13 protein-coding genes are annotated in these 16,644 nt (G+C 30.1%); 3 read left to right on the top strand and 10 right to left on the bottom strand.

Annotated elements, in window-relative coordinates:
* Positions 1-6: 6 nt before the first annotated feature.
* The 10 genes from L1S33_RS04885 to L1S33_RS04930 form a co-directional block, all read right to left on the bottom strand.
* Positions 7-1,155 carry a PD-(D/E)XK nuclease family protein gene (locus L1S33_RS04885; RefSeq protein ID WP_240561450.1) on the bottom strand — a complete coding sequence of 383 codons (1,149 nt, stop codon included), beginning with the start codon at positions 1,153-1,155 and terminating at the stop codon, positions 7-9.
* Positions 1,156-2,499, bottom strand: coding sequence for a nucleotidyltransferase family protein (locus L1S33_RS04890; RefSeq protein ID WP_240561451.1), 1,344 nt, complete (start codon positions 2,497-2,499; stop codon positions 1,156-1,158). It lies immediately after the preceding gene.
* 2 nt (positions 2,500-2,501) lie between these two features.
* Positions 2,502-3,743 carry a restriction endonuclease subunit S gene (locus L1S33_RS04895; protein WP_240561452.1) on the bottom strand — a complete coding sequence of 414 codons (1,242 nt, stop codon included), beginning with the start codon at positions 3,741-3,743 and terminating at the stop codon, positions 2,502-2,504.
* Positions 3,727-5,301 carry a type I restriction-modification system subunit M gene (locus L1S33_RS04900; RefSeq protein ID WP_240561453.1) on the bottom strand — a complete coding sequence of 525 codons (1,575 nt, stop codon included), beginning with the start codon at positions 5,299-5,301 and terminating at the stop codon, positions 3,727-3,729. Before L1S33_RS04900 ends, L1S33_RS04895 begins: the two co-directional genes overlap by 17 nt.
* Positions 5,302-6,254: 953 nt before the next feature.
* A complete protein-coding gene (locus L1S33_RS04905; protein WP_240561454.1) occupies positions 6,255-7,445 on the bottom strand; it encodes a primase-helicase family protein in 1,191 nt (396 codons plus the stop codon).
* A gap of 2 nt (positions 7,446-7,447) precedes the next feature.
* Entirely contained in the window at positions 7,448-7,774 is a 327-nt protein-coding gene (locus L1S33_RS04910; RefSeq protein WP_240561455.1) for a hypothetical protein, read from the bottom strand.
* Positions 7,774-8,064, bottom strand: a complete 291-nt coding sequence (locus tag L1S33_RS04915) for a helix-turn-helix domain-containing protein (RefSeq protein ID WP_240561456.1) — start codon at positions 8,062-8,064, stop codon at positions 7,774-7,776. The genes L1S33_RS04910 and L1S33_RS04915 overlap by 1 nt, the downstream gene beginning before the upstream one ends.
* Before the next feature lie 111 nt (positions 8,065-8,175).
* Positions 8,176-9,279 carry a hypothetical protein gene (locus L1S33_RS04920; protein WP_240561457.1) on the bottom strand — a complete coding sequence of 368 codons (1,104 nt, stop codon included), beginning with the start codon at positions 9,277-9,279 and terminating at the stop codon, positions 8,176-8,178.
* 3 nt (positions 9,280-9,282) lie between these two features.
* Positions 9,283-10,554: a site-specific integrase gene (locus L1S33_RS04925; protein WP_240561458.1), complete on the bottom strand. Its 1,272-nt coding sequence runs from the start codon at positions 10,552-10,554 to the stop codon at positions 9,283-9,285.
* Between the two features lie 243 nt (positions 10,555-10,797).
* Entirely contained in the window at positions 10,798-11,625 is an 828-nt protein-coding gene (locus L1S33_RS04930; RefSeq protein ID WP_240561459.1) for a universal stress protein, read from the bottom strand.
* Positions 11,626-11,781: 156 nt separating this feature from the next.
* Here L1S33_RS04930 and rimP point away from each other — a divergent pair, with 156 nt between their 5' ends.
* The 3 genes from rimP (at position 11,782) to infB (ending at position 16,442) form a co-directional block, all read left to right on the top strand.
* Entirely contained in the window at positions 11,782-12,243 is a 462-nt protein-coding gene (gene rimP, locus L1S33_RS04935) for a ribosome assembly cofactor RimP (RefSeq protein WP_240550661.1), read from the top strand.
* An 11-nt stretch (positions 12,244-12,254) separates the two neighbouring features.
* Positions 12,255-13,511, top strand: coding sequence for a transcription termination factor NusA (gene nusA / locus L1S33_RS04940; protein ID WP_240550660.1), 1,257 nt, complete (start codon positions 12,255-12,257; stop codon positions 13,509-13,511).
* A 129-nt stretch (positions 13,512-13,640) separates the two neighbouring features.
* Positions 13,641-16,442, top strand: a complete 2,802-nt coding sequence (gene infB, locus L1S33_RS04945; protein ID WP_240561460.1) for a translation initiation factor IF-2 — start codon at positions 13,641-13,643, stop codon at positions 16,440-16,442.
* The last annotated feature ends 202 nt before the right edge of the window (positions 16,443-16,644 follow it).

Genomic DNA, 16,644 nt, shown 5'->3' on the forward strand with positions numbered 1-16,644 from the left:
CTTTTTTTACTTTTCTTTTTCTAAAAATATCTCAACTTTTTTAAAAATAGATAAAAAATGATCTTCTTCTAATTTATTTAAAATAAAACTTGATAATTGGTGAATATCGTTTGCCTGTAAAATATATTCTTTTGTAGCAAAGTGCGACCAATTATAATTTGTTGAAGTAAAGTTTTCAGAGAAAGAAACTTGCAACTCGTCCTCAGTAAAATCTATTTCTTTGTATTTCTCTCTATTAATTAAAGCTTCATTTTGAAGCTCTACTATTAAAAATAATTTATTAGCACCTGTTAGTAAATGATCAAACCCAATTGTAAACATTAAGTTTTTATTCTTCTGAGAAATAAAACATCGAATTCTACTATTCATGTTCGAATTAGATCTTGGACTGGTTAAAGTAACACCATTTAAAATATTCCCTGCTTTTTCTATTTCTGCCTTTACATGGTTTTCTACACCTTCGCTAAATGCTTTTGTTTCTCTAATTTTCTCTTGAAAATTATAATAAAAATCTATTTCTTTTTCAGTCATAACAGTAGTACTTAAATTCATCATATTTTGAATAAAATCTTTTAAAAATACGGTGTATTTATCATTTGCTTGCAGTAAATAAAAACCCATATTTTTTTGAACCTGCTCTAGTAATTTTTTGTGTGTAATACAGATGTAATTAGAAGCGTTTTTATATTCTGAATAATTACTTCTTGAAATATTATGTAAGGATAAAATAACACCAACTTTGTTTTCACTTTGCACGCTACTCCAATAATCATCTAAATCATTATCTAGATGATGATATACTTTATTCTCAATAATAATAGAGTTTTCAGGGCTAGTTAATAATAAATCTATTCTACCTCCATCAAGTGTAGAAAACTCTGTTATGATTTCGAAATTAGAAAAAGTGTTTGTTAGAATAATATTTTCTTTGCCTAATTTAGTTTTGGATATTAACTCTAATAAACTTTTTATAAATAAATCTTTAAAGTTATGCTCTTCGTACGCATTAAAAAAGAAAGCATAAATATTCGAAACTACATTTTCGTAATGTGGTTGTTTGGCAATACCTAAAAAGGTTTTTGGTTTGCCCTTTATTTTTGGTATTTCGTTTTGGCTGAGAAAGGTTTGTAAGTTTTCTATATTAGTGTTTGTCATTTATTCCTTTATTAAATTTACAAACTCAACTTGCTTGCTTTTCATGATTTTTTGAATTCTATTATTATGTTTCTTTAAAAAATTTTCTACAATTCTTTTTCTAAGGAAATACTTTGGTATATAATTTTCAAGTTCTATAATAAAATTATCATGTGATCTTTTAAAGTCACTTACTTTTAACTGTATTTTTTTGGCTAATTGTCTTTCTTGCAACTTGTCCATTTTTTTGGTTCTACCAATAACCACTCTATTTCTTTCCATTTTATTAAGTACAAGATCTGCGCTTTCTGCTATTATATCTAGAATTAGATTAGCAACTAAATCTTCGTAGGTTTTAAAAATCTTTTTAAATTTTAAAATTTTTTTATCCTCTAAAGCTTCTTTTGCTAGCTCTTGAATAATGGGTGTAATGTCACTAGTAAACGTGTGATAAGACAGTATGTAATTCGCATAAGCTACACTTATCTGCTTAAAATTTGGTTTTTTAATGGAGGTTAAAACTATTTCGGCAGATTGGTTTTCTTTATACCTCTCAAAATAAGCTTGCTCAGCTTCATCAAAAGTTTTAAATGATTTTAAAGTTGGTATCTCTGTTTTAGAAGCTTCAATTAAAAAGAACGAATTATTCTTATCCTCACTTGCCCATCGTTTTTTAACTTCTGCATTGTTTTTTCTGAAGGTTTTACTTAAAACAGATATAAAATCTCGCTCTGCTAATACTTCATATATTAAGTTGGCTTCTTCTTTATTTAGTTGTTTATCGCTAGACATTAAAGCGTGAAACTTCCCGAATTTTTCATCGGATTTAAAACCGAGTTCTTTTAACCTTAAGCCATATAATAAATCTGTAATTTCTATAAGTGTAGCCCAATTATGATGGTCTATTGTACGTAGTTGTATTTCTATACGACGTTTAGAAATTGGGTCTTTAACATAAACGTGTATGCCTTTATAACCAATATCTCGTTTTCTATCGTTTATATAATCTCTGGTTTTTCCACCTGTTTCAAAAGCATTTTCAATTAATTCTTTGGCTTTATAGACTTCTGCATCATTATAGAAAATACAGCGTATGCCACCAATATCTCCCATTCTACTTAAATCCATTCCTTTCTCTCTAGGAAGTTTATTAATAATGGTATCTATACGTTTTAATCTAAATGCAAGAATACTAGAAGGATGCACTGTATCTGCCAAGTCTCGCATCTTATTAAACACATTCACTAATGGTTTAGAAAAAGAGGTTCTAAACTCTTGTAAAAGTTCTAATTCTTCTGGTGTTATCTCTCCACCTCTTGCTGCAATAGCATCTCCTATCTTATTAATTTTAGTGTTAGAAACCATATTTAAACTACGACTGTATTTGTTTCTACTTTTGACATTTTGGATAGAATTAGACTTTTGGTATTTTCTAAAAGTTGATTTTCATTGACAATTATATATATTCCATTAACTAATGGTTGAATCTTTAAATTAAATGCTTTTAGAAATTCTTTTTTAGGTTCTAAAAATGGAATGTTTCTTAAAGTAGATAGAGTTACATAATTCTGAGTACTTCCAGCCATACTACTTTTTATATATTCTAAACAGTTATTACCTTTTAAATAACACAGAACATATTCTGCTAATTCCCGTTTTTCAGAGCATTTAAAAAGACCAACATTTTTTATTGCAAATTGAACATTCGACATCTGAACAAAATGTATTAATCCTACTGTACCAATCATACTAAAAAGTATATCAAATTGTTCAACCTGACTTCTTCTATTAATTTGATTATAATCTTCTTCTGAAATATTGTACGTATCTTGAATTGCTATATCAAAAGGCTTCAAATGAGTTGATGTAACTAGTGGCATTCCTTTTTTTACTGGTTTAGGCGAATCATGTGTACCATCTTTTACTGAAAATAAATTTTCAATTGGTAGTACTTCCCAACCCTCAGGAATCTCCAAATCCAACTCCTCATTATACACCATTTCACCACCAGAAGATTTATAAGGTTTACCATCTGCATTAGGAAACTCGAAATCCACAAACCAATGTTTATACAAAGCTTGTGCAGTGTCTTCTAGTTTTTGGTTTAGGGTTTCGTTTAGTTTAATACGATTTACAATGGTGTTGTATTCTTTAACTATTTCACGTTGTTTTTCTATGGATGGAATTGGTAGTTCTAACTCGCATAAAGATTCCCAACTAAAACCACCACGAACACTACTATCTGTGGTAAACCAAACATTTCTATCAAACTCTGAACGTCTGCACCACATCATTAAATACTCTGGATCTAAAATGTTATGGTCTAAAATTTCAAAAACCACATAAGCTGGTGAAACAATTATTGGGTCGTCTTCTAACAATACACTTATGGGTAAAATCTCGTCGCGACCAACGTGCATTGGATTGTAAGCAAATTGATGTTTTTCTACAACTCTATATCTTGATAAATCTGTGCCTTGAATATTAGCTACAGATTCCATAAATTCTTTGTTAATACGAATCCCTTTTAATACAGAAACTGAACCATCTGTGTTTTTCTTTTTTATCTGCTTTATGTAATTACCAAGTGGCTTATAATTCGATTTCATAGCCTAACTCTTTAAACACATTTAACAATTCGGTTTTAGATTGTGCTTCAGCTTTTAACAAGTCTGCAAAATCAACTTGTAATGTTGACATCTTTTCATCAAAATTGATGTTCTCATCTCTGTTTACAAACTCAATGTACTTACTTGGTACTAAAGAGTAATCTTTTTTACGTAAATCTTCAATAGTTGCAGAATGACAAAACTCGCCAATATTTTCATAATCATCTTCAAAAGAAGTTTGTTGCCAATTGTGATAAGTTGAAGATATTTTATCTATTTCTTCACCAGAAAATTGAATGTATTTCTTTTCAAATGGTATTCCTACTTTTCGTAAATCAATAAAAAGCGTTTCATCTTCACGATTACGATATTGTTTTTCAACACCATTAATTGTAACCGTTCTTTCTTTTTTATTATTATTTAAAATCCAAAGTGTTACAGAAATATCAGTAGTATAAAACATCTTTTGAGGTAAAACTAAAATAGCTTCTACCAATTTATTTTCAATCAGTTTTTTACGTATCTCGTATTCGGTTCCGCCACCAGATAATGCACCATTGGCTAATATAAAACCTGCCACTCCGTTTTCTGAGAGTTTAGATACCATATTAAGAATCCAACCATAATTTGCATTTCCTGTTTGTGGCACATCGTAACCTCTCCAACGTGGATCGTCTAGTAACTCGTCTGTAGCTCTCCATGCTTTTTGGTTAAAAGGTGGATTTGCCATAATATAATCTGCCTTTAAATCTGGGTGTTGGTCTTTGGCAAAGGTATCTGCTGGCACATCGCCTAAATTGGCAGAAATACCACGTATGGCAAGGTTCATTTTTGCTAACTTGTAGGTGGTAGCTGTGTATTCTTGCCCATAAATAGAAACGTCTTTTTTGTTACCGTTGTGGCTGTCTATAAATTTCATAGACTGCACAAACATCCCACCAGAACCACATGCAGGATCGTAAATTTTACCTTTGTATGGTTCTATTAACTCTGCAATAAGGTTTACAATACTTTTAGGTGTGTAGAATTCGCCTTTTCCTTTTCCTTCTGCAATGGCAAACTTGCTTAAAAAGTACTCGTACACTCGCCCAACAATATCTTGTTGTTGGTCTTTTAGGGTGTCTATATTGTTTATGGTATCTAGTAAAGCAGCTAGTTTACTAACATCCATATTTAAACGTGAAAAATAGTTGTCTGGCAATGCACCTTTAAGCGATGGATTGTTTTTTTCTACGGTATATAAAGCGGTATCTATTTTTAAGGCAATATCGTCTTGTTTGGCATTGGCGATGATGTAGCTCCAACGCGACTCTTCGGTTAAATAGAATACATTTTTTTGCGTGTAGAATTCAACCATGTCAACAAACTTTTCTTTACCATCGTCTATAATTTCTTGACGACGTTTCTGAAATTTGTCACTTGCGAATTTTAAGAATATTAAGCCAAGTACTACGTGTTTGTATTCTGAACTTTCTACAGTTCCTCTAAGTTTATTAGCAGAATCCCATAAAGTTTCTTCTATAGACTTTTGCTTTTTAGCTGTTGCTTTTTTAGCCATTAGTAAGTTAATATTAAATATAAGTTGGTTTTCAAATAGAAAATTGTCTAAATACAATTATTCAATTTGGTTGTTCTTGAATAAAAAATTATTGAAGAAGCATTTTTTTGTTAAAAATACACAATAAAAAACCTCCAACAAATTTTGTGAGAGAATTATAATATTAAATAGTTTTAGAAATTCTGTTAATTAACTTTGCAATAAGATTTACAATACCGCAATACTTCTAAAATATCTATTAAAAAAAAAGCTATGAAAGAGACTGGGTTGGTAATAACTAAAAAATCTTTGCAATACTTGGTGTTGCAGAATTGCAATACTAAAAGTAGTTAGTATTGTGGTTTTTTTATTTAAACAGAGTTGGGTTAACTTTAAAAACAGTTTTAAGTAAAAAGTTTTGAGATTCAATATCAGATGCTATTTTCTTCTTTGAACTGCTAGTTCTTTTAATTTTTTGGTTGAAGTCTGATTCATTTTTAAGCAGTTTAAATAACCTTTTTTTTTCTTTTCTTGAGAGAACTTTTGCTATTTTAAAAACAGTATTTGCATTCATAGTATAAATTATTAAGCTGATAAATATTGTTGAATTTTATTTAAAAAAAAACAACAATTCAACAGAATTGTTTTAATCAGCAACAGTCTTGAATATGACTTTTAACGCAATTAAACTACTCATAACAGCAAAAACTGTATTGTTGTTTTTATTACAAAAAAGAATCATTTAAACTTACAATTAACACATTTTACTAAAACAATATTTTTAAAACAAAAAGTAAGACAAAATAATGTTGTTTTGTTGACGTCTACTTTTAAACTCAACACCAGTAGTAGTTAGAATAAAAAACAGCCATTCAACAAAGCGTCAACAAGTTTATTTAACTTTTCTGTTGACACTCTGTTGAACAACTGTTACAAACTTAAAGCGCTAATCAACTACACTTTAAACGCTTTAATCAACAATCAACAACTTCATTGATAAAATCTTCTTTTTTAAACTCATAGTATCTTCCTTTTTTAGTTTCAAAATCTACAATTTTTTTTTGGGCTATATTTAATGAAAAAAAATATTTCTGGTAGCTTCCATTTTTAGACTCTAAGTTGTAATCTTCTTTTAAGCTTTTTGCAACTTTAGACCTTGTAGTTTTAAAACCTTTATTAAATTCTTCCAACAAATCTGTTGCTGTATATTTTAAAACATCTACCTCATATTTTATAAAATCATCTAATAATATTTCTCTTATCTCTTGACTTAAGTATGTTTTATTCCCTTTAACAACTTTATCCAAAGCTGGTGTGTGAATCTGTTGTTTTGTAAACCACATTCTTGTTTTTCTTTCCGTTTTAATTTTTCGTGTATTTAAAAAATATAAAAACTGCGGAATTTCTCGATTGAGTTTTTTTAGCATATCAACATCTTCCTCTTTAAAGGAATTTACTTTAATAACCCAATAACGAATTTCATTGCTATCTATTTGGATAAAATTTTCCTCGTTATTGGAACACAAAATAAACTTCCCGAAGAAATTAGACTCTACTTTGTCTTTACCTTTAGATTCTATTTTATAAGAATTAGCCGTAGAAAGGTTTTTAATGCGTTCACTATCTTCTCTTCTATCTAGCAATACTTCGTCAATTGCAATAATTAGTTTAGATGCCCAATCACTATTAAATCGACTTCTAAAATCTTCATTCTTATTGATTGTCATGTTACCTTGAAAAAGCAACTTTAGCCAGTTTAAAAAAGATGTCTTACCAGTATTTCTCGAATTACTAACCAAACACAAAATTGGTAAAATCTGTATTGGCTGTCGCCAAAGTATACTTAAGTAATCTAAACCTAACTCATATTGAGCTCCAAAAATATGTTTTAAAAACTTTTCTGTTTTTTTAAACTCTCCATGCTTTAGTTCATGATTTATTTCTTCATATTGATTATAGAAAAGGTTGATTTCTTTTTTATAATTTAAATGATCTGGCATAGTTACAAAACCATCATACTTTTTTATAGATTCTAAAAAGTCTTTTCCGTTATCTGTAATTATTTCTCCTTTTGTCCACTTTATTAAAGTTTTTACAAAATCTCCGCTCAATAATGGAACATTACATATCTTATAGTAATCTGTCCCTACCCGAATGAACTCCATAATTACGATCTAGGTTTAATATTATGAATTAAAAGACCTCTTTTTTCTCCATCTTTCCAGTTTAATTGAATATTAATACCTGTAAGGTTTTTATCCATAGAATAAAGTCTATCTATTTCTTCTTGTAATAAAACCCACTCAAATCTTGGATTAGAGCTAATAATGATTTTTAATTTTTCTACCTCAGAAATTAAATAAGTTAGAAACCTTAAAAGAATATCATCAGTAATTCTATCTATTTTAAACCTTTCAATTTCAGTTAACATTCTTTCGATAATAACAAGTCCATTCTTAATGAACTTGTTATTTTGTGCGTTATAATCTTTCATTAGTGATTGATTTTAGTTAATGCTTTTTCCACCTCTTTACGCTTAAATCTTTTTTTATTACCTATTCGATAGGCGGTAAGGATAGATCGCTTTGACCAATCATCAACTGTGACAAGAGAAATAGAGAGTATTTCTGAAACTTGTTTTCTTGTGATCCAGTTTATTTGTTCTGAAGGTTTTAGTTTTTCAGAATAAACTTCGAAAAGTTCTTTAATAGTTTTTGTTAGACTTTTAATTAAGTCTTCATCAGAGGTGTGATGATGGATTTGAGTTACTGTTTTTATATTCATAATTTTCTATTTATTATGAATGCAATATTAGATTACAATGTTAGTCTAGTTTATTCACTTTGTGTTCACCTTTCTTCACTTTTGTTCACACTACCTTTTGTGAATCGAATGTTAAGGGTTTTTGGATATAAAATTCTCAGCATATGTTGTGTATTCGTCAGTTAAATGATTAGTATTTCCAATTTTGAATCCTTTTTTTATTAATATGCCAGCATTATATTTCTCATTTAGAAAAGTTGCAAATTCAATTCTGGTTAATCTCTTTTTGAAAATTAAATTTTTAACCCTGGTCTTGATCTTAAAGAAGTTTGCTGCAACTGTTTTAAAACCGTCATTAGCGTTAGATGCGTTGTCAATTACATTTTCATTCTTGAGAAGTTCATTAAACATTTTTTCATATTTCTCATCCATCCATATTTTTGAATAGTAGTTGTTATTTTTAATCTTGGTGACTCTGTTTGTTTCGTCAGTTTCTACATTTATATCAATTTTGGATATGCTTTTTTTAATTTTTTTAATTTCTAAGTCACAGTACTCGATTATCTTTTTCGTTTCGTATAATCTATAGATTTTCTCATACAAGTTGAGTTTCATGGTTGTGTTTCTGTGAGATAAATGATACAAAAACAAAAAATTATTAAAACAATTATAATCATCGAATAGATACGAATAAATATTATCTGTGTTCTTGTATACTAAAGAATAAAAGATGTAATCGAAATCATATAATTCTAGGTCATTATTAAATTCTGATTCTAAAAATTCTTCTCTATCCTCAAGATACAAATTATTGTTTTGTATAAAATCTAATATGTTACTGTCTTCATATTTATCAATTACGGAGTTGTAGGTTTTTTGAAGTTTTAAGACTTTATCTTTTGGTGAATAGACTTTCCTTACTATGTTTTTTAGTTTATTTAATTCTAGATTGTAATATTCTTTATATTCTTTGAAGCTTAAGTAGTAGTGATTTTGAACCTCATCAATGAAATTTGATGATACATTGTAAACTTTTTCTTGATAAATAAAGCTAGTGATGTTTTTGTCTTTCAATAATCTTAGTTGTTTGTCTTTACCAAAAGGAAGGTCGTAATTTTCGGTTTGCTCATGTCTTAATTCAAAAATATTGTTTTGAATTAAGACTTCTTTTTTCTTTTCTACTGGTAATCTTTTAAACTTTTTGTATTTAAGTATGTTTAGATATTTCTCGTTCATTGTCTATTTTACTTTAAAGAAAGAGTTTTCTGAAATTTTTAAAGCGCGTTCATCTTCTGTAATTCTTATGTAATTTAGAAATACTTTTTCAGAAGTATGTCCGCTAATTGCCATAATATCTAATGTGGGCATACCTGCAAAATATGCATTGGTACAGAAGGAGCGCCTTGATGTATGATTTGATATAAGTTGGTGTTTTTTCTTAGTCTCAGTAATTTCTTTTCCTCCTTTGGTTTTCGTTATTGTAATTTCTTCGTTTAATTTGGCTTTAGCTGCAATCTTTTTTAAAGCTAAATTAATATGTTGTTCGGGCATCCTTTTAGGTGGATTACCGTCATTCTTTTCTAGTATATTTTCTACGATTGGATGAATAGGAATTGGTAGATACTTTCCTGTTTTTTTAACGATTACTCTAAAAAAGCGCTTGCCATTACTTTCGTGAATATTGTTTTTGGTTAACCCATTAAAATCAGAAACTCTTAAACCAGTATATGCGCCAATAATGAATAAGTCACGCGCATTGTTATGTGTTGGATTGTCGCTGTAATCAATATCTATAATTTTCTTTAACTCAACTTCATTTAAGTAAACTTGTGTGGATTTTGCACTAGGTTTTATAAAGCGTTTACTTTGAAAGCTTAAATTTGTGTTTAGATTTTCTTCCGTAGCAGCATTCATAAAAACTTTTAATTGTTTAATAAATTTACCAATTGTGTTTAAAGAAAAGTCTAAACCTTCTAAGTATTCAATAAATAAGCCGTAAAAATCCATGTTTATGGATTCGAAACTAATTGAATAGTTGTATTTTTTTTCAAAATCTTTTAATAAATCTATCGTTCTTTCGTATTCATTAATTGTTCTGATAGAAAGTGTTCTACCAGTACTATCTATAATCCTGTTTTTTGATTGGTCAATAAATTGTCTTGAAAAAGTATATAATGTTAATTTCTTTTCAATAGTTTTTTTACCAAAATATATATTAATATCTTTTTTTAGTTGTAGTTCAATTTCAGCGTTTTCGTAAGAGTTGTATTCTGTGATTTTCTTTAGAATAAAACTTTTAAAATCAGATAATTTTTTATTGATGTTGTCTTTAATGTTAGAGACATCACTCATATTTCTAACTTTCTGATTTCTATCGTCCCAATATCTTGGATGAATTTTTAGTTTTGTAGCTCCTCTTATTCTGCTTTTTGCAGCAAGATTTACAGCGTAATAGATAGTAACAGATTTTGTTGCTTTCTTGTTTCGAAGAAGAAACTTAACCGAAGCCATATAATAGTGATTTTTAACCAATCCAAATATAGTTAAATATTTATTTGTGTCGGTATTTGTGTCGGTAATTTACTTGTTTACTCTTGTTTTACTTTTTCTCACCTTGTTGAATATTTTTTAAATCCCTTTGTTTGTGTGGCTGTGTGAGTAATTTAGAGAAATACAGAAAAGTATTCGTTAGTCCTTGTAGGCCAACAAAAAACGCTCACTTAATGGTGAGCGTTTTTTTAGTTTTAAGAATTATTAAACTCTAAAAGTTAATATTGGTCTTAAGGCATTCTTGGTTAAACTTTTTGTGACACTGTTATTAAATAAATGAGATAAACCACTTCTTCCATGGGTGCTCATTGCTATTATGTCTGCATTTATTTCTTCAGAAAAATTTAAAACACCTTTTTCTATAGAAGAATCGCTATATACATTTACGGAGTGTTTAGGTAGGTTGTAGTCTTTTATAAAATCAGTTATTTTATTCTTTGTTTCTTGAGTGCTTTCAAATTTTCTTGGTGTATTTATTTTTAATAAATGAATTTGACTGTTGAATTTTTCGGCGAAATCAAGAAATTTTTCAAAAGCCTCTTTGTTTCCTTTTTTAAAACTAGATGCAAAAACCAGCTTTTTTGGCTTAAATTTCTCTTCATCTTTTTTAACTACAAGAACTGGTATTTTTGAGTTCCTTACCACTTTTTCTGTATTTGATCCAATTAATATTTCTTCAAATTCAGAATGCCCTTTGGAGCCCATGACAATTAAATTCGCATCAATTTTTTTTCCATAATCTTCTATGCCTTCGTAGGGTTTTTGAAAACGGATTGCATGCTTTATTGCTGTGTTTTTTGAGAAATATTTTTCTTTATATTGAAATAGTTTGTCTCTTACCTTGCGTAAGTATAACATGCTTTCTGGAATGCTAAAATTACTTCCGGCACCCATATCTACAATCCCGGTAGGTAATTCTACCATGTGCAATAAATGTACTTCGCTATCGGACTTTTTAGCAATTCTTGAAGCTAATTTTGAGGCGTATTCAGATGAAACTGAAAAATCTACTGGAACTAAAATTTTTCTCATAATTAAAAGTATTAAAAGAGTGAAAAAGATACCTAAATATACGAAAAAGATAAATACAAACCTACTTGTGTATTAGTAAATTACTTCCTATATTTGCACCGAAATTAAGGCAAAAGGAAGGAAAGGGGACGGAAGTCCCCTCTTTTTATATCAAAAATGAACCAAGATACAGTTAAAAAATTATTGCAAGAAGCGTTAGATGAAAATCCATCTTTATTTTTAATAGAGTTGGCTTTCTTGGCAAGTAGCAAAATTAAGGTTGTTGTAGATGGAGATGCTGGTGTTCCGCTTAGCGAGTGCATTAGAATAAGTAGAAGTATAGAAGGAAGTCTGGATAGAGAGGAAGAAGATTTTTCTTTAGAAGTAACTTCACCAGATATTGCACATCCATTTTTAGTATTACGTCAATATAAAAAAAATATTGGCAGAATTATTAAAGTTGTAACAGCAGAAGATAAATACGAAGGAACTTTAGCCTCAGCAGATGAGGATGGAATAGTTTTAACGTGGAAAGCAAGAGAGCCTAAACCAATAGGTAAAGGTAAGCATACAGTAGAAAAGACATTAAATCTATTGTATTCAGAAATAAAAGAAGCAAGAGTAAAAATTATATTTTAAGAGAATATGCAATGGAGAATATAGCATTAATTGATTCGTTTTCAGAATTTAAAGACAATAAAAGTATAGACAGAGTTACACTTATGTCTATTTTAGAAGAAGTATTTCGTGCCACTTTAAAACGTAAGTTTGGGTCAGATGATAACTTCGATATTATTATTAACCCTGATAAAGGAGATTTAGAAATCTGGAGAAATCGTGTTGTAGTTGCAGATGGTTTTTCTGAAGATGATAATGAAGAAATAGAATTAGCGGAAGCAAGATTAATTGAGCCAGATTTTGAAATTGGTGAAGATGTATCTGAAGAAGTTAAGTTAATAGATTTAGGAAGAAGAGCAATTTTAGCATTACGCCAAAACTTAATTTCTAAAATTCATGAACACGATAGTACAAATATCTTTAAGCAATTTAAAGATTTAGAAGGAGAGTTGTACAGTGCAGAGGTTCATCACATACGTCATAATGCAATTATTATGTTAGATGATGAAGGAAATGAATTAGTGTTGCCAAAAAGTGAGCAAATTCGTTCAGATTTCTTTAGAAAAGGAGATGCTGTTCGTGGTGTAATAAAATCGGTAGAGTTAAGAGGTAATAAACCTGCAATTATTCTATCAAGAACATCGCCAGTATTTTTAAATAAATTATTTGAGCAAGAAATTCCTGAAGTATTTGATGGTTTAATTACTGTTGAAGGAGTTGCAAGAATACCAGGAGATAAAGCAAAAGTAGCTGTAGATTCTTATGATGATAGAATTGACCCTGTTGGTGCTTGTGTTGGTGTTAAAGGATCTCGTATTCACGGTATTGTTCGTGAGTTAGGAAACGAAAATATAGATGTAATTAATTACACTAAGAACGACCAATTATTCATAGCCAGAGCTTTAAGTCCTGCAAAAGTAACTTCAATGGAAATTGAATTATACGAAGAGGAGAAAGATGGTAAAAAAGGACGTGTAAAAGTGTTGTTAAAACCAGAAGAAGTGTCTAAGGCAATTGGACGTGGCGGTGTGAACATCAGATTAGCAAGTCAGTTAACAGGATATGAAATAGACGTTCAACGTGAAGGTTTAGAAGAAGAAGATGTTGAGTTAACAGAGTTTGGTGATGAAATAGAAGATTGGGTAATTGTAGAATTCAAGAAAATTGGTTTAGATACTGCAAGAGCGGTCTTAGAAACTAATGTTGCCGAATTAGTAAAAAGAACAGATTTAGAAGAGGAAACAATCTTAGAAGTTCAAAGAATTTTAAAAGAAGAGTTCGAAGACTAAATTGATAGTAAAGGGTGTGTTTATTTCCTTTTTTCATTAGAAAATAAAAATCAACATAATAACAGAATTCATAACTACAATTAATTTGTAAAGTGTGTTTTTTGTAAATAAAAGACTAAAAAATAGTATATGTCTGACGTTAAAAAATTAAGACTTAACAAAGTTTTAAAAGAATTAAATATCTCTTTAGATAGAGCGGTGGAACATTTGGCTCAAAAAGGCCATGATGTAGAAGCACGTCCTACTACTAAAATCTCTAATGCAGAATATCAAATTCTATTAGATGGTTTTCAAACGGATGCTAGTAAAAGAGCAGAATCTCGTGAGGTTGGTGAAGAAAAGAGAAAAGAGAAAGAAGCGCTAAAGTTAGAATTGGAAGCTAAACAAGAACAAAAACGTTTAGAGGAAGAAGCTAAAAGAGAAGTTCTTAAAGCCAAAGCAGTTAAGTTAGAGATTAAAACTGTCGGAAAAATAGATGTAGATAAAAAACCATCTGCAAAAAAGGAAGAACCTGTTAAGGAGACTCCAAAAGCAACTGAACCAAAACCAGAAGCTCCTAAAGCTGCAGAACCTATAAAAGAGGCTCCAAAAAAGGAAACTTCTAAAGAGGTAGAACCTGTAAAGGAAGCTCCAAAAAAGGTTGAGGTTAAAGAAACTAAAAAGGTAGAGGTTCAGAAAACAGAGAAACCTAAGGTAGCTGGAATTATAAAGAAAGAGCCTGAGGTTAAAGAAGAGCCAAAAGTAGAAATTACACCTGAAAATTCAGAAAAACTTAAAACGCAATATAAAAAATTAGACGGTCCTAAGATTACAGGGCAAAAAATTGACTTAAAGCAGTTTGAGAAGAAACCGAAGAAAAAGGTAGTAAGACCAGGAGACGATAAGAAGAAGCGTAAAAGAATTGTTAAGCCAGCAACTGGTGGAACAAGAACTCCAAGTACTGGAGGAAATAGAGGAGGAAACCGTAGTGGAGGTTCTCGTGGAGGACAACAAAGAGGTAGAAGACCTGTAGTTCAAAAAGCAGAATTAACTGACGAGCAAGTTCAAAAACAAGTAAGAGAAACCTTAGAAAAACTTCAAGGTAAATCTAAGAAAGGTAAAGGAGCTAAGTATCGTAGAGATAAAAGAGATGCTCACAGAGAACAAACAGAAGCAGAATTAGAAGCGCAAGCATTAGAAAGCAAAGTACTTAAAGTAACAGAATTTGTTACGGTAAGTGAAGTTGCAACAATGATGGATGTACCAGTTACAAACATTATTTCTTCATGTATGATGTTAGGAATGATGGTAACAATGAATCAGCGTTTAGATGCAGAAACTTTAACTATTGTAGCAGAAGAATTTAATTATACAGTTGAATTTGTAGGTGCTGAAGTTGAAGAATCAATAGAAGAAGTAGAAGATAAACCAGAAGATTTAGTAACTCGTGCGCCAATTATTACGGTTATGGGTCACGTAGATCATGGTAAAACTTCATTATTAGATTACATCCGTAAGGCAAATATTGTTGACGGAGAGTCTGGAGGAATTACACAGCATATTGGAGCTTACTCTGTAAATGTAGGAGATCAAAAAATAGCATTTTTAGATACACCAGGTCACGAGGCCTTTACAGCAATGCGTGCACGTGGAGCTCAAGTAACAGATTTAGTAATTATTGTAGCAGCAGCAGATGATGATGTAATGCCACAAACTAAAGAAGCAATTTCTCATGCTCAAGCAGCAGGAGTACCAATTATATTTGCAATTAATAAAATTGATAAGCCAAACGCTAATCCAGATAACGTTAAAACGCAACTATCTTCAATGAATTTATTAATTGAAGAATGGGGTGGAAACATTCAGTCTCAAGATATTTCAGCTAAAACAGGTGAAGGAATTGAGGAGTTATTAGAAAAAGTTTTATTAGAAGCAGAAATTTTAGAATTAAAAGCTAATCCTAATAAGAACGCAGTTGGTGCGGTTGTAGAAGCGCAATTAGATAAAGGTAGAGGTTATGTTACAACAATATTAGTACAAGCCGGAACTTTAAAAATTGGAGATTATATCCTTGCTGGTAAAAACAGTGGTAAAGTAAAAGCCATGTTTGATGACAAAGGAAATAAACTTAAAGTTGCAGGTCCATCAACACCAGTATCTATACTTGGTTTAGACGGAGCGCCACAAGCAGGAGATAAATTCAATGTATTTGAAGACGAAAGAGAAGCAAAACAAATTGCATCTAAACGTTCTCAATTACAACGTGAACAATCTGTAAGAACTCAGAAAACATTAACGTTAGATGAAATTGGTCGTCGTATTGCATTAGGAGACTTTAAAGAATTAAACATTATCTTAAAAGGAGATGTAGATGGTTCTGTAGAAGCCTTAACAGATTCGTTCCAAAAACTGTCAACAGAAGAAATTCAAGTTAATATTTTACATAAAGGAGTTGGAGCCATTACAGAAAGTGATGTGTTATTAGCAACAGCTTCAGATGCAATTGTAATCGGATTTAACGTTCGACCACAAGCAAACGCTAGAGTTATAGCAGATAGAGAAGAAGTAGATATTAGAATGTACTCAATTATTTACGATGCAATTAACGATCTTAAAGATGCAATGGAAGGTATGTTATCTCCAGACATTAAAGAAGAAGTTACCGGTAACGTAGAAATTAGAGAAATCTATAAAATCTCTAAAGTTGGTAATATTGCAGGATGTATGGTTATGTCAGGTAAAATATTCAGAAACTCATTAATTAGAATTATTAGAGACGGTATTGTAGTTCATACAGGTACTTTAGAAGCTTTAAAACGTTTTAAAGACGATGTAAAAGAAGTTGCAAAAGGGTACGATTGTGGTGTTCAGATAAAAGGATACAACGATATACAACAAGGTGACGTTATTGAAGCTTACCAAGAAGTAGCCGTTAAGAAAAAACTGAAATAAATTCAGTAGTTCAATAAAATTAAAACCGATACGAAAGTGTCGGTTTTTTTGTGCGTTACGGTTTTTAGCGAGTTTTTTTAAACGTTATTCTAAACTTGATAAAGAATCTTATTTCATGTATTAACTAGCTATAATTAATTCAAAAACCGCCCGCGCTTTCCGCTATATCTTTTTGTAAAAAAAAAACAAAAAGGTTAAGAAT

This window comes from Tenacibaculum aquimarinum (assembly GCF_022478115.1).
GTDB classification, from domain to species: Bacteria; Bacteroidota; Bacteroidia; order Flavobacteriales; family Flavobacteriaceae; genus Polaribacter; species Polaribacter aquimarinum_A.